13 protein-coding genes are annotated in these 14,534 nt (G+C 63.5%); 8 read left to right on the forward strand and 5 right to left on the reverse strand.

Translation table 11 applies throughout. The annotated features are described in order from the left end of the window. Positions 1–214: 214 nt before the first annotated feature. Positions 215–3,724: a PAS domain-containing hybrid sensor histidine kinase/response regulator gene (locus NKG99_RS24690; RefSeq protein ID WP_352871388.1), complete on the forward strand. Its 3,510-nt coding sequence runs from the start codon at positions 215–217 to the stop codon at positions 3,722–3,724. Between the two features lie 32 nt (positions 3,725–3,756). On the opposite strand, the gene NKG99_RS24695 is transcribed toward NKG99_RS24690, so the two are convergent. Next, positions 3,757–4,392 (reverse strand): TetR/AcrR family transcriptional regulator, encoded by a 636-nt coding sequence (locus NKG99_RS24695; protein WP_352871405.1) that lies wholly within the window; start codon positions 4,390–4,392, stop codon positions 3,757–3,759. A gap of 93 nt (positions 4,393–4,485) precedes the next feature. Here NKG99_RS24695 and NKG99_RS24700 point away from each other — a divergent pair, with 93 nt between their 5' ends. Then, complete coding sequence (locus NKG99_RS24700) at positions 4,486–5,142, forward strand: O-methyltransferase (RefSeq protein ID WP_352871389.1); 657 nt, start codon at positions 4,486–4,488, stop codon at positions 5,140–5,142. Positions 5,143–5,357: 215 nt separating this feature from the next. Here the strand turns inward: NKG99_RS24700 and NKG99_RS24705 are convergent, their stop codons facing one another. Then, on the reverse strand, positions 5,358–6,017 hold the full coding sequence (locus NKG99_RS24705; protein WP_352871390.1) for a response regulator transcription factor: 660 nt from the start codon (positions 6,015–6,017) through the stop codon (positions 5,358–5,360). 127 nt (positions 6,018–6,144) lie between these two features. Further along, on the reverse strand, positions 6,145–6,573 hold the full coding sequence (locus NKG99_RS24710; RefSeq protein WP_352871392.1) for a hypothetical protein: 429 nt from the start codon (positions 6,571–6,573) through the stop codon (positions 6,145–6,147). A 107-nt stretch (positions 6,574–6,680) separates the two neighbouring features. Between NKG99_RS24710 and NKG99_RS24715 the strand changes: the two genes are divergently transcribed. Both NKG99_RS24715 and NKG99_RS24720 read left to right on the forward strand, forming a co-directional pair. Beyond that, positions 6,681–7,031, forward strand: a complete 351-nt coding sequence (locus NKG99_RS24715) for a DUF952 domain-containing protein (protein WP_352871393.1) — start codon at positions 6,681–6,683, stop codon at positions 7,029–7,031. Beyond that, positions 7,028–8,107 (forward strand): quinone-dependent dihydroorotate dehydrogenase, encoded by a 1,080-nt coding sequence (locus NKG99_RS24720; protein ID WP_352871394.1) that lies wholly within the window; start codon positions 7,028–7,030, stop codon positions 8,105–8,107. The genes NKG99_RS24715 and NKG99_RS24720 overlap by 4 nt, the downstream gene beginning before the upstream one ends. Here the strand turns inward: NKG99_RS24720 and NKG99_RS24725 are convergent. Next, a complete protein-coding gene (locus NKG99_RS24725) occupies positions 8,100–9,458 on the reverse strand; it encodes an MATE family efflux transporter (protein WP_352871395.1) in 1,359 nt (452 codons plus the stop codon). The two genes, NKG99_RS24720 and NKG99_RS24725, sit on opposite strands and share 8 nt — an antisense overlap. A 132-nt stretch (positions 9,459–9,590) precedes the next feature. Between NKG99_RS24725 and NKG99_RS24730 the strand changes: the two genes are divergently transcribed. Then, complete coding sequence (locus NKG99_RS24730; RefSeq protein WP_352871396.1) at positions 9,591–10,493, forward strand: histone deacetylase family protein; 903 nt, start codon at positions 9,591–9,593, stop codon at positions 10,491–10,493. Between the two features lie 58 nt (positions 10,494–10,551). Here the strand turns inward: NKG99_RS24730 and NKG99_RS24735 are convergent, their stop codons facing one another. Then, positions 10,552–10,815, reverse strand: a complete 264-nt coding sequence (locus NKG99_RS24735) for a DUF6460 domain-containing protein (RefSeq protein ID WP_352630096.1) — start codon at positions 10,813–10,815, stop codon at positions 10,552–10,554. A 271-nt stretch (positions 10,816–11,086) separates the two neighbouring features. On the opposite strand from NKG99_RS24735, the gene NKG99_RS24740 reads away from it, so the two are divergent. The 3 genes from NKG99_RS24740 (at position 11,087) to NKG99_RS24750 (ending at position 14,057) form a co-directional block, all read left to right on the forward strand. After that, positions 11,087–12,076: a glycosyltransferase family 2 protein gene (locus tag NKG99_RS24740; protein WP_352871406.1), complete on the forward strand. Its 990-nt coding sequence runs from the start codon at positions 11,087–11,089 to the stop codon at positions 12,074–12,076. 74 nt (positions 12,077–12,150) lie between these two features. Further along, complete coding sequence (locus NKG99_RS24745) at positions 12,151–12,570, forward strand: GtrA family protein (protein WP_352871397.1); 420 nt, start codon at positions 12,151–12,153, stop codon at positions 12,568–12,570. Beyond that, positions 12,567–14,057 carry a hypothetical protein gene (locus NKG99_RS24750; protein ID WP_352871399.1) on the forward strand — a complete coding sequence of 497 codons (1,491 nt, stop codon included), beginning with the start codon at positions 12,567–12,569 and terminating at the stop codon, positions 14,055–14,057. The genes NKG99_RS24745 and NKG99_RS24750 overlap by 4 nt, the downstream gene beginning before the upstream one ends. Positions 14,058–14,534: the final 477 nt, after the last annotated feature.

Raw genomic sequence — 14,534 nt, forward strand, 5'->3', positions numbered from 1 at the left:
GTTACCCGACGGCCATCCGTTAAAGCGCGTCACGCCGTGCTTTGAGCCTTTTGTTTTTGTGCATGCCGTTGCCCAAAGCTGCTGCGATCTTTGGTCGACATGCATCGGAATCACAGCCTTCATGCACCCAAAGCCGTGATGGACTCGGAAGCCAAGCTGTGATTGCGTCTGGGCAAGCCGGGTTGAAATTCGGCAAAGGGAGGATATTGCCGGCGTGCAGGGCTTGTTCATCGTCATCATCGCGATCGCCTATGTGACGCTGCTGTTCGCCATCGCCAGCCTGGGCGACCGCCGCTCGGCCATTTCCGAGCCAAGCCGGGCCCGGCCCTTCATCTACGCGCTCAGCCTCGCCATCTACTGCACGTCCTGGACGTTCTTCGGCTCGGTAGGCCTCTCCTCCGAACGCGGCCTCGAATTCCTCGGCATCTATACCGGCCCGGTGCTGGTATTCGTGTTCGGCTTTCCTCTGCTCAACCGCATCGTGCGGCTGGCCAAGACCGAGAAGATCACCTCGATCGCCGACTTCCTCGGCGCCCGCTACGGCAAGAGCTTCACTGTCGCGGCGATCGCCACGCTCATCGCCACCATCGGCGCCGTGCCTTATATCGCGCTGCAGTTGAAGGCGATTTCCGGTTCGGTCAGCCTGATGGTCGAGCACTATACGGGATCGCCGCCCTCCTTCGATCCCTTCGTCAGCGACATCTCGCTGGTCGTCGCCATGCTGCTGGCGCTGTTTGCGGTGCTGTTCGGCACGCGCCACGCCGACGCAACCGAACACCAGGACGGGCTGGTGCTGGCGGTGGCGGCCGAAACCGTGGTCAAGCTTGCCGCCTTCCTGGCGATCGGCCTGATGGTTACCTTCCTGATCTTCGGCGGCCCAGGCGACATATTCGACAAGCTCGCCCAGAATGCGCAGGTTCGGCAGGCGATGAGCTACAACACCTCGCTGGCCACCTGGCTGGTCCTGACTTGCCTGAGCGGTTTTGCCATCATCATGCTGCCGCGGCAGTTCTACGTCACCATCGTCGAGAACCGTGGCGAGGCCGAACTGCGCACCGCGACATGGGTGTTTCCGCTCTACCTCGTGGCGATCAATCTGTTCGTGCTGCCGATCGCCTTCGCCGGCCTGTCGCTGGTCGGCACTGGAACCAGCAGCGACCTCTACGTGCTGTCGTTGCCTCTGTTCACCGGCCATGACGTGCTGGCGATGGCAGCCTTCATCGGCGGGCTGTCGGCGGCGACCGCCATGGTGATCGTCGAAAGCGTGGCGCTGTCGATCATGATTTCCAACGACCTCGTCATTCCGCTGTTCGTACGCCGCCTGCTCAAGACATCGACTTCCGAGAACGAAGACTGGTCGACGCTCATCCTCAACGTGCGGCGCGGGGCGATCTTCATCCTGCTGTTCATCGCCTTCCTCTACTATCGCGAGAGCACCAACAGCGTGCGCCTGTCGTCGATCGGCCTGATGTCGTTCGCCGCCATCGCCCAGTTCGCACCCGCCCTGATCGGCGGACTGATCTGGCGCGGCGCCAATGGCCGGGGTGCAGCGCTGGGCATGGTCGCCGGCATCCTCGTCTGGGGCTACACACTGCTGTTTCCATCGCTTGCCGCGCCCGATACCGGCATCATCGTGCACGGGCTGTTCGGCTTCGAGGCCTTGCGGCCGCAGGCGCTGTTCGGCACCGTCGCCGAACCGCTGAACCATGGCGTATTGTGGAGCCTGTCGATCAACGCGGTGTTCTTCGTGCTGGGTTCCCTCTCGCGCGCGTCGGTGCCGCTGGAGCGCATCCAGGCGTCGATCTTCGTGCCGCGCGATGCCAGCCCGATGCCCAGCCTGCGCCGCTTTCGCACCGCCATCACCGTCAACGACCTCAAGGATACGATCGGGCGCTATCTCGGCGTCGAGCGCACCGAGCGCTCCTTCCAGTCGTTCGAAAAGACCAACGGCACCTCGCTGCACGGCAACGAGCAGGCGAGTATGGACATCATCCGCTTTTCCGAGCAACTGCTGGCCAGCGCCGTCGGCTCCTCCTCGGCACGGCTGATCCTGTCGCTGCTGTTTCGGCGCCACGACCGCGAATCCAGGGATGCCTTCCGCTTGCTCGACGACGCCACCGAGGCGCTGCAGCACAACCGCGACCTGCTGCAGATCGCGCTCGACCAGATGGAACAAGGCATCACCGTCTTCGACCGCGACTTCCGCCTGATCTGCTGGAACCGCCAGTACCGGGCGCTGTTCGACCTGCCCGACGAGATGGGCCAGGTCGGCGTCTCGCTCGACCGCATCCTGCGCCATCTTGCCGAGCGCGGCGACATTCCGGCAGAGCAGCGCGTGGCAATGCTCAACCGGCTGACCAGTTTCGTCAGCCCGTGGCAGATGGAGTTGAAGACCAGCGGCCGCATCCTGGAGCTGCGCTCCAACCCGATGCCGGACGGCGGCATCGTCGCCACCTATGCCGACATTTCCGGACGGGTCGAACAGGATCTGGCGCTGAAACGCGCCAATGAATCGCTGGAGCAGCGCGTCAAGACCCGCACCATCGAGCTGACTAGGGTCAACGAGGAGTTGACCCGGGTCAACGAGGAACTGGCGCAGGCGCAGATGCTGGCCGAGGAGGCCAATCTGGGCAAGACGCGCTTCCTCGCCGCCGCCGGCCACGACATCCTGCAACCGCTGAACGCTGCCCGGCTTTATTGTTCGTCGCTGATCGAGAAAGCCGGCAAGGGGCCTGCCGGCAAGGCAGCGGTCAACATCGAATCTTCACTGGAATCGGTCGAGACCATTCTCGGTGCCGTGCTCGACATCTCCCGCCTCGATGCCGGTGCGATGAAGCCGGACGATAGCGCCTTCAACCTCGACGGGCTGCTGCGCCAGATCGGCAATGACTTCCGGCCGCTCGCCGCCGAAAAGAAGCTTGAGTTGACGATCATGCCGTCATCACTGACCGTGACGACGGACCGTAATTTGTTGCGCCGGCTGATCCAGAACCTCGTCTCCAACGCCATCAAATATACGCGCCACGGCCGTGTGCTGGTCGGCGTCAGGCGGCGCGGCGAGCTGGCCGAGATCCAGGTGATCGACACCGGCATCGGCATCGCCGGCGACAAGCTGAACACCGTCTTTCGCGAGTTCACCCGGCTCGACGAAGGCGCGCGCGAGGCCGAAGGCCTCGGTCTCGGCCTCTCCATCGTCGACCGCATCGCCCGGGTGCTGCGCCTGGAGATCCGGATCTTCTCCAATCCGGGCAAGGGCACGCGCTTTTCCGTCATCCTGCCCGTGGCGGCCGTGCAGGAGACGCGGCGCGAAATCGAAACCAGGGCTCCTGCCCGCGCGACCGCTTCGCTGGCCGGGCTGCACGTGCTGTGCATCGACAACGACGCTCGCATCCTCGAAGGCATGAGGCTCCTGCTCGAAGGCTGGGGCTGCAACGTCGACACGGTGTCGGGCTCAAAGGATCTGGAGAGCGCCGCAATGCACCGGCCGGACATCGTCCTTGCCGACTACCATCTCGACGGCGAAACCGGTCTCGATATCATCGCCAGGCTGCGCGCGATCCATGGCGATAACCTGCCGGCCGTGCTGGTCACCGCCGACCGCTCCAACGAGGTGCGCACGGCTGCGGGCGGGCTAGAGATTCCGATGATCAACAAGCCGCTCAAACCGGCGGTGCTGCGCACGATGATGGCCAGGGTCAGACCGCTGGCATCGGCGGCGGAATAATGTCAAAGGGCGGCCGGCCAGAGCCGGCGGTCTCAGCCCCGATAACCGAGGCTTTCGAGGTAGGCGCAGAACATGTCGGCCATGCCATCGGCGTAGCTTTCGATCTCGCCTGGCGTTCGAGGACTTCCCGAAAAATCCTTTCCCACCGCGCTGAGTGTCGTGATGATCAGGTCTCCCGCCAAGGCGCGGACGGCTTCCCCAGCCTCGGGCAATACCTCCCGCAGGAAGGTCTCGACGATGCGCGCTCCCGAGGCTCTCGCCTCGTGCGCTTCGGGCGCGTCGCGGTAAAGGGGTGCGGCGTCGTTGAGCGCCACGCGCACCGCAGCCTCTTCGCACTCCGAGCGGATGAAGGCGTGAACCAGCGCACGCAGTCGTTCGAGCGGTGGCTGCTGGTCGTTTTCGAGTATGGTGCGCAACAGGCCACCCGTCTGCCGCCATTCGTCGCTCTGGAGCCTGAACAGAAGCGCGGCCTTGTTCGGGAAATACTGGTAGAGCGAGCCGACACTCACCCCGGCTTTTTCGGCGACGCGCGTGGTGGTGAAACGCCGCACGCCTTCGCTCGCCAAAACCTGAACAGCAGCCTCCAAAATCGCGGCGACGAGCTCCGTGGCGCGAGTCTGTTTTGGCTGTTTTCGGGAGGAAATTGAAAGGCTTACGCGTCCTGCCATGTTGCGTCCCAGCAATGCGAATTGGAAACCTGAGGGAATATTCGTATTTTCAGCACGACACAAGACGCAGTCATTTTTCGAACGGAGACTTTCATGACAACGCTCACCAACGCCCCGCTTGCACCCCTGCTGGCTCGCCTGTTCAAGGAGGCCGGTGCGGCGACCAGCCCCGCGCTCACCGCACTCTCGCGCGAACAGCGGGCGCGTCTCACGCGCAGCAAGACCGACTATGTCGATCTCTATGGACGGCTGAAGGATCTCTGGCTCGCGATCTCGCCGGAGACCGGCACGCTGCTCTACATGCTGGCACGCGGCAGCGGCGCGCGTGTCATCATCGAGTTCGGAACTTCGTTCGGCATCTCGACGCTCTATCTTGCCGCGGCGCTGCGGGACAATGGCGGCGGCAGCCTGATCACGACCGAGTTCGAGCCGTCCAAAGTCATGCGGGCCAAGGCCAACCTGACTGAGGGCGGTCTCATCGACCTGGTGGAGATCCGAGAGGGAGACGCGCTGCAGACGCTGAGCGCGGACCTGCCGGATACGATCGACCTGCTGCTGCTCGACGGCGCCAAGGCGATCTATCCGGAGATCCTGAGCCTCGTCGAGAGCCGCCTGAGGCCGGGTGCATTGGTCATCGCCGACAACGCCGATTTCTGCCCCGAATATCTGGAACGCGTGCGCTCGCCGGCGTCGGGTTACATGTCCACGCCCTTCGGCGAGGATGTCGAACTATCCGTGCGGCTCGGCTGAACGGTCCCACCGCCGCATAGGATTCAACCACGCGGCATTCCGCTGGTGGCGATCACGTCTCGGCCTTGGCGCCGCCATCAGCCGGGTGCGGCAGCCTGCAAGCGGATCCGGAAGGATCGGAGTGCGAGTGCGGAGCAGCCGACACCGAGCATCCGCCCGCAGCCTGATCGCCAAATCCGCTAGCTGAACAAGGTAAGCGCGGGGGATTGCGGCGATCAGCCCGCCGGCTGCAGCGGGTCGCTGCCGATCTTGGACAGAAGGATCACCGCCTGGGTGCGGCTGTCGACGCCGAGCTTCTGCAGGATGGCGGAGACATGCGCCTTGATGGTCGCCTCGGAGACGCCGAGTTCATAGGCGATCTGCTTGTTGAGCAGGCCCTCGGCCAGCATGCCGAGCACGCGGGTCTGTTGCGGCGTCAACGCCTGCAGGCGCTTGATCAGGTCGGATATTTCGGGATCGCGCTCGACGCCGAGATCGACGCCGACGGGTGCTGCAATGTCGCCGGCAAGCACCGTCTGCACGGCGCTGCGGATCTCCTCCATGCTGGCCGATTTGGAGATGAAGCCGGAAGCGCCGAGATCGAGCGCCCGCCTGATGGTCGCCGGATCGTCGTGCGCAGACACCACGACCAGTGGCACCGCCGGATGGATTCCACGCAGCGAGATGAGGCCGGAGAGGCCGCTGGCGCCCGGCATCGACAGGTCGAGCAGCACCAGATCGACATCCTCGTTGGCCACGACCAGCGCCTTGGCGCTCTCGAAATCGCCGGCCTCGTGGATGGCGGCGACATTGCCTATGCCGGCGAGTGCTTCGCGCAGCGCACCGCGAAACAGCGGGTGATCGTCGGCAATGACGAAAGAATAGCCTGACGACAAATGTCCCTCCCCGAATCCCCCAATGGTTTTTTAGCTTTTTTTTGGGACCAGTTGGACGATTATGAGGGGCTGCGCGCTGTTTTCAAGCGGCAAAGCCAGCGCGCCGCGTTTTCCCTTGTTAGAGCGCTCAGGTCTTCTGCGAGTTGAGCTGGGCGCCGTTGTCCTTGTCCATATCCTTGACGATGCCCATGAAGCCGCGCAGGAAGCGCTCCATGTAGCTCATCGTCTTGTTGAAATCCTCCTCGCTCGGCAATTTCGATTCGAGGCGGGCGGAGAGCGAATTCTCGAGTTTGGTGACGCGCTCGTCCATCGCCTTCATCGAGGCTTGCAAGCGGTCGACCTCGTCCTGGAAAGCGGCGCGTTCGTCGGCCGCCATCTTGCAGACGAGCTGGCCGGAGCGCTCCTCGCAAATCGACATGGCGCCGGTCTGCGTATCCATGCGCACATAGCCGTTATCGGACTTTTCCAGCCGGTAGCGGTCGGTTTCTTCCGAATATGCTGAAGCCGCGACCAACGAAACGAGCGCGGCGGGGATCAAGATGTGATGCAGACGCATGTTGTCCTCCATGGCCAAGGCCTGAAATATCGCATGTTTGCGCCGGAAATGGGGAAGACCCTTGGCGTGGTCTTTCCCGCGTGGCTGGTTCGGACTATAGCGCAAGCATGTCTCAGATTATCTACAAGATAACCCCGCAGGCGCCTTGGCGCGAGGCCGAAACAAATGGCCGCTTCACCGGCGCGCCGATCGATGTCGCCGACGGCTTCATCCATTTCTCCACGGCGGCCCAGGTCAGGGAAACGGCGGCAAGGCACTTTGCCGGCCAGACCGACCTTCTGCTGGTCGCCATCGACGGCGCCAGCCTGGGTGCTGCTTTGAAATACGAGGTTTCACGCGGCGGCGCGCTGTTTCCGCACCTTTATGGTCCGCTCGACCTCAAGGCCGTGCTGTGGGTGCGACCGCTGCCGATTGGCGCCGATGGCGTGCATCGGTTTCCGGCATTGGAGGCCGAATGAGCGTGCTCGACGGGCTCGGCCAGAAGCTGCTGTTCGCCTTCGATCCGGAAACCGCGCATGGCCTGTCGATCGCGGCGCTGCGATGCGGTCTGCCGGTGGCCGGGCGCCCGTTGCGCGACGACAGGCTGAAGGTGACGGTCTGCGGCCTCGAGTTTCCGAATCCGCTCGGCATGGCCGCGGGCTACGACAAGAACGCCGAAGTGCCCGACGCGCTTCTAGGCCTGGGTTTCGGCTTTGCCGAGGTTGGTACGATTACGCCGCTGCCGCAGGCCGGCAACCCGAAGCCGCGCATCTTCCGCCTGACGGCCGACGATGCGGTGATCAACCGGCTGGGCTTCAACAATGAAGGCCACGCGGCCGCCGAAAAACGCCTTGCCGCGCGCAAGGGGCGTGGCGGCATCGTCGGCGTCAATATCGGCGCCAACAAGGACAGCACCGACCGCATCGGTGACTATGAGCGCGGCGTTGTCCGGTTTGCGCAATACGCCAGCTATCTCACCGTCAACATCTCGTCGCCCAACACGCCGGGCCTGCGCAACATGCAGGCGCGCGAGCAGCTTGGCGAACTTTTGTCGCGTGTCATGGCCGCGCGCGCCACCGCAACAGCCCAGCCGCCGGTCTTCCTGAAGATCGCGCCGGATCTGGTCGAGGCCGAGCTGGAAGACATCGCCGCCGAGGTCACCGAGAAGCGGATCGACGGCGTCATCGTCTCCAACACCACCATCTCCCGGCCGGCACTGCGCAGCGGCAACGCCGCGCGCGAGACCGGCGGACTCTCCGGCAAGCCATTGTTCGATCGCTCGACCATCGTTCTGGCCAGGATGCGCAAGCTGCTTGGCCCAGACCGCGCCATCGTTGGCGTCGGCGGCGTCGATTCCACCGACACGGCACTGGAAAAGATCCGCGCGGGTGCCGATCTCGTCCAGCTCTACACCAGCATGATCTATGCCGGACCGGCATTGCCGGGCCGCATTGTCGCCGGGATGGTGCGCTTTGCCGACACGGAACGGCTCGGATCCATTCGCGAGTTGCGCGACAGCCATCTCGATCGATGGGCAATGAGGCCGCTCAGCTGAAGGCTGTCCGCATTCGCAGCCGCAGGATGGTCAGCAGGCTGAAGCCGCGCGCGAGCAGGAAGACGTGCAACGCCGCCCAAAGTCCATTGTTGCCGAAGGCCGGCGCAAGGGTCAGCAGCGCGGCCGCGAAAACGAGAAACGACAGCAGCATCATGTTGCGCATGTCGCGCGACCAGGTCGCGCCAATGAAGACGCCATCCATCTGGAACGCCAGCACACCGCTCAGCGCGGTAAAGGCTGCCCACGGCAGGTAGATGTCGGCCACCGAACGGACTTCCTGCGACGTCGTCACGAGGGCAACCAGACTGGCGCCACCAGACAGCAGCACCAGCGTCGCGGCCCCCGCCAGTCCGAAACCCCAGAACAAGGTCAGCCGCACGGCCTGCCGGAAGGGCGCAGCGGCACGCGCGCCGACGGCACGGCCGGCCAGCTGTTCGGCGGCGGTGGCGAAGCCGTCGAGGAAGTAGCCGGCGACGAGAAAGAAGTTCATCAGGACGGCGTTGGCGGCCAGCGTCACTGTGCCGAACTGCGCGCCCTGGCGGGTGAACAGCGCGAAGGCGGCGAGCAGCGAGAACGAGCGGATCATGATGTCGCGGTTGAGCGACAGCATGCGCACAAAGGCAGCCATGTCGAGCAGGCGATGGCGCGGCAGGGATGGCGTCGCCCGGAACCGCCTGACAATGATCGCGAGACCAAGCAGCATGGCAAGGAATTCACCGGCGACAGTCGCCCAAGCGACGCCGGCGACGCCCCAGCCGAGCTTCAGGCCAAGCAGGAAGCAGAGCGTGATATTGATGCCGTTCAGCACCAATTGCAGCATCAAACCGAGTCCGCCCTCGCCGCGTCCCAGCACATAGCCAAGGATGGCATAATTGATCAGCGAGAAGGGTGCGGCGAGCAGCCTGATCCTGATGTAGACGCCCATCGCCTCGCTGACGCGCGGTTCGGCGCCCATGAATTTCTGCCCAACGATGGCGACCAGCGGCGCAAGTGCCGCGAGCACGATGCCGGCGACGACCGCGATCAACACGGCGCGCCAGAACACCGCCTGTTCCTCCAGCGCATCGCCGCGCCCGAACGCCTGGGCGACGAGACCGGTGGTGCCGGAGCGCAGGAAATTGAAGGTGGTGAAGACGACGTCGAAGACCAGTGCGCCGGCTGCCAGCCCGCCGAGCAAGGCGGCATCGCCGAACTGACCGACGACAGCCGTGTCGACCAGACCGAGCATCGGCGTCGTCAGATAGGCAAGCGTCATCGGCACGGCGATGGCGAGCACGGACCGGTTGGTGACGACAAAAGATCCGAGACCAATTGAGGATCTGGCGTCGGCTGGATTGGCACCTTTGTCCAAGGATTGCTGCCTTGCTGATTGCGGCTTGATCGAACCGCCGGTGTGCCCCATTTTCCCGGCATCGCGCAATCACTCTTGCCGCGAGGGCCAACCGAATTTCCCGGTCTGGCGCGAGCCCGCCGGATCCAGTTCATGCCCCTGCAGATCGTCCATCACCCCGACTACGACGCCGGCTTCGCGGTCAACCATCGCTTTCCGATGAGCAAATACCCGCTGCTGATGGACGCCTTGCATGCACGCGGACTGGCCGGGCCCAACGCGCTCAACACCGCGGAACCCGCGCCGGCATCATGGCTGAGACTTGCCCATGCGGCGGACTATGTCGACCAGGTCATCAGTTGCTCCGTGCCGGAAAAGATCGAACGCGAGATCGGTTTCCCGGTGACTCCGCGTGTCTCGTTGCGCGCACGGCTTGCCACCGGCGGCACGGTGCTGGCGGCGCGGCTGGCCCTGCGCCACGGCATCGCCTGCAACACCGCCGGCGGCAGCCATCATGCGCGGCGCGCGCAAGGCGCGGGCTTCTGCACCTTCAACGATGTCGCCGTCGCCGCGCTGGTCCTGCTCGCCGAAGGCTCGGCACGGAACATACTGGTCGTCGATCTCGACGTGCATCAGGGCGACGGCACGGCGGATATCCTCGCGGACGATCCGCGCGTGTTCACCTTTTCCATGCATGGCGATCGCAACTACCCGGTGCGCAAGGTCGCCTCCGACCTCGATGTCGCGCTGCCCGATGGCACGGGTGACGCCGCTTACATGGAAAGGCTCGCCGCCATCCTGCCGGAACTGTCCGCCCAGGCGCATTGGGACGTCGTGTTCTACAATGCCGGCGTCGATGTCCATGCCGGGGATCGGCTTGGCCGGCTCTCGTTATCGGACGACGGCCTGCGCGCCCGCGACGACATGGTGATCCGCCACTTTCGCGCGCGGGGCATTCCGGTCTGCGGCGTCATCGGTGGTGGGTACTCCACGGACGTGCCCGTACTCGCGTCGCGCCACGCCATCCTGTTCGAGGTGGCCTCGGGCTACGCCTGATAGTCCTTCTTAAGCATGACTTGTCCGAAAACCGGTTCCCACTTTTCGGGATCATGCTCTACTTCCGGTAGTTGGCAAGCCTCAGCAGGATGAAGGCCGGCACGACGATCGCCGCGCCGAGCAGGATGTAGCCCAGGAAGCGGTCGATGGCGTGGAAGCCCAGATTCCACAGGTCGATGAAGAACTTCTGGATGCCGTAGAACACATCCATCGGCGACCAGCCGAAGGCATTCATGACAAGGCCGACCAGGAACGACACGACTAGCAGTTTCAGGATCACCTTGAGCGGCGAGTCGCCGAGAAAGCGCGTCAGTGCGGACAAGGGCCGTCTCCAAATAGAGGTACCACAGACTCGAAGGTGTCGGCCCAGACATACGCACTTGGCTGGTCGGCTTCAAGCCGGCGGTTTTGCGGGATGCCGAACACCTCCACCATGGCGTGGCCGCAAGCAGTGCCAAGGTGCATGGCAGACCGCGGCCGCGGCCGATCCCGCTGGCTTATCTGTTTTCTAACCAATTGCCGCTATTCCCAATCGAATAGCGGGAGCAAGGCTTTTGGTGGAGACGGAAAAAAACACCGCGCGACGCGCCGTCATGCTGTCGGTGGTTATCCCATGCTACAATGAGGTGGCCGGGCTAGCCGAACTGCATCGGCGGGTAACGGCCGCATGCCTGGAACAAGGTTCTTCCTACGAGATCGTCCTTGTCATCGACGGCGCGACCGACGGTACGCGCGAGGCTATTTTCCAGCTGGCCGAAAAGGACGACCATGTCGTTGCCATCGACCTTGCCCGCAATTACGGCCACCAGATCGCATTGAGCGCGGGGCTCGAGTTCTGTCGCGGCCAGCGCATTCTCATTCTCGATGCCGACCTGCAGGATCCGCCTGAATTGCTCGGCGCGATGATGACGAAGATGAACGAAGGTTTCGATGTCGTTTACGGCCAGAGGCTGACGCGCGACGGCGAAAGCTGGTTCAAGCTCGCTTCCGCCTCGATGTTCTATCGCCTGCTGCGCTGGATGGTCGACGTCGATATAGCCCCGAATACCGGCGATTTCCGGCTGATGAACCGCCGCGCGCTCGACCATCTGAACGCGATGCCCGAACGCTACAGGTTCATTCGCGGCATGGTGAGCTGGATCGGGCTGAAACAGGCGGCTTTCCCCTATGAACGGCACCGTCGCGTTGCCGGCACCACCCACTATCCCCTGAGGAAAATGGTTCTTCTGGCGGTCGACGCGATGACCAGCTTCTCGATCGTGCCCTTGCGGTTCGCCTCGCTGCTCGGAATGATGTTCGGGCTTCTGGGGCTGGTCGTGCTCGGCTACACCCTGTTCGAATGGTCGGTCGGAAACGTGTTGCCCGGCTGGACTAGCCTTGCCGCGATCATGCTGATCCTCGGCAGCGTCCAGCTTATGGTGCTGGGCATCTTCGGCGAGTATCTCGGGCGCATGTACATGGAGACAAAGCGGCGGCCGCTCTACTTCGTCAACGAGATCGTTTCCCGCAGCCAGGCAGCCGAGGACGGGAAATTGCCCGTCCATCGCCTGCAGGAAATGGCAAAGAGGGCGGCAGGTGCTTGAGGCGGAGTTCGACCGGGCGCAGCGGGAACGGCATGGGCAGGATGCGATCGGCTCTTCCGTCTAATTTCTCGCGGATGCTGCGATTTAGTGCCGTCGGGCTCCTCAACACGGCGCTCGGATATACGCTCATCCTGGCCGGGCTGGCGCTCGGCTTCGGCGATATCGCCTCCAACGCGACGGGCTATGCCGCCGGCCTCATCATCGGTTTCTTCCTCAACCGCCAATGGACATTCAGCCGTGCCGGCGGCTTTCGCCCTGGCGCGATCGTGCGATACGCGATCACCTTCCTTGTCGCCTACGGTGCAAACCTGGGGATCGTGGTCACCGCCATGTCTGCCGGCTACATCGAAAACCCGTTTGTCCATCTGGCGGGAAACTGCCTTTACTCGGTCATCTTCTATGTCGGCTCGGCCCGTTTCGTGTTCGTCGGCGGCGCGGATGATCCAGATCCCTTGACCGGAAAGAACGCGAAATGGCCTGGAGCCGCGACATGAACCAGACCAAAGCAATCTTGCTGGCCACGCCGTCACTCGAGGACGCACAGCGGAACAGGCTGATCTTTTGCCTGCTCACGGCCGGGGCGATGGCGGCGGCACTGGCCACCCAGGCCGGTTCCACCCTGCAGGATCCCGACAGTTGGTGGCAAGTGAAGGTCGGGCTGGATTTCCTGGCAAACCGGACATTTCCGACGGTCGACCCTTATTCCCACAGTTTTGCCGGCCAGCCGTGGATTGCCAAGGAATGGCTGGGGCAGGTCCTGCTGGCTCTTGCTTACCGGGCAGGAGGCTGGAACGGGGTGGTCACGCTGATCATCGCGTCGATATCCCTGACGGTTTTCCTGATGGGGTGGTTTCTCAGCGCATGGCTGAAGCCGATCCTGGCGATTACGCTGGCCTTCGCCGCGGTGTTCCTGATCAACCCGATCTTCACGGCGCGTCCGCATGTCCTCACCTTCCCGATCATCGTCATCTGGACTGCGGTGCTCTTTGGTGCGGCAAGGGAAGAACGGGCGCCGCCCTGGTGGTCGCTTGTGCTGGTCGTGTTGTGGGCGAACCTGCACGCCACCTTCACCTTGAGCTTTGTCATCGCGGCTTTCGCCGGTCTCGATCTGCTGGCGCGCACGGGCCTCTCGAAACCCGCGCTGCTGGGAAAATGGCTGGCGTTCGGCTTGCTTTGCCCGCTGGTCAGCCTGATGCATCCCTACGGCGTGAAAGCCATCCTGGCCACGCTCACCGTCGCCTACGGCAATGAGGCGGTGCCGCTGATCATGGAATGGAAGGCGTTCGCCCAGCCGGATAGCCCCGTCCAGGAAGCCGCGATGCTGCTGGCGCTTTTCGGGCTTCTGGTGTCACGGTTACGAATTGGCTGGGCCAAGGCGTTGTTCGTCGTCTTCACCTTGCATGTCTATCTCGCCCATGTGCGTTTCATGTATCTGTTCTTCCTGCTGGTTCCCCTGGTGATCGCGGTCGAGGTCGCACAGCAATATCCTTCGCTCTCAGCCACCGCTTGGCTGGCGGGAAAGCGCGACGGACTGGAAAAGTTCCTCGCCAGGCGGTTCGACGCGATCTGCGGTGCGGCGGCCGTCCTAACGATCGGCGGGATCGTCCTGCTCGGCAGTGTCTATCAGGTCGCGCCGAGCCCGAAGACGTCGGCCAGCGGGGCGCTGGCCTTCGCCGAAAACCATCATCTGTCCGGCAACGTGATGAATTCCTACAATTTCGGCGGCACGCTGATTTTCCACGGGATCAAGACCTATATCGATGGACGGACGGACCAGCTGTTCCTGGGCGGTTTCACAAGAGCCGATGACGAAACGGGAAACAGCGACGGCAAGCCGCTCCTCGAAGCCCGGCTGAAGAAATACGAGATAGGCTGGGCACTGCTGTCGACCGGCGACAGCCGCATCCCCTTCTTCGACCAACTGGGCTGGAAGCGTGCCTATGCGGACGACTACGCGGTGATCTACCTGCCCGGCGTTTGATCCTGCCGCGTATCGGCGCGAACCGGCTTCGCCAGCATTCGAACCTTGGCATCCGGCTTGACTCTCATTTGCAGTGCAAATTGCACCACAGGGGCAGGCCTGTGAGATCGACGAGCCGGGATTCTTCGCACGAGCGGGACATCGCCGTATGGACGGCGTATCGGGCTCCGCCCGACCTCACTTAACGCGGCTGGCTGTTCGTACGCCGATGCCGGCACCAGGCAGTTTCTCTACTTCGACTATGGTCATTTCTCTTCCGCCGGCGCGACGCTGGCCATCTCGAAATACTGGCCGAGTTTTGCCGCAAGCAACAAGGTCGCTAAGGCAAAACAGCAACTCACGGCCGCAGGTACGCAGTGATCCGCGCACGCCCGCGTCGTGCGAGAACGGACCCAGGGGAATCGGGTGAGTTAATTATCGTGAGATGACGCTTACGAGGAATTCGTCGTCCCACGCCGCCACTTTTCGTTTCAATCG

Source organism: Mesorhizobium sp. M1409 (assembly GCF_040317535.1).
Classification (GTDB): domain Bacteria; phylum Pseudomonadota; class Alphaproteobacteria; order Rhizobiales; family Rhizobiaceae; genus Mesorhizobium.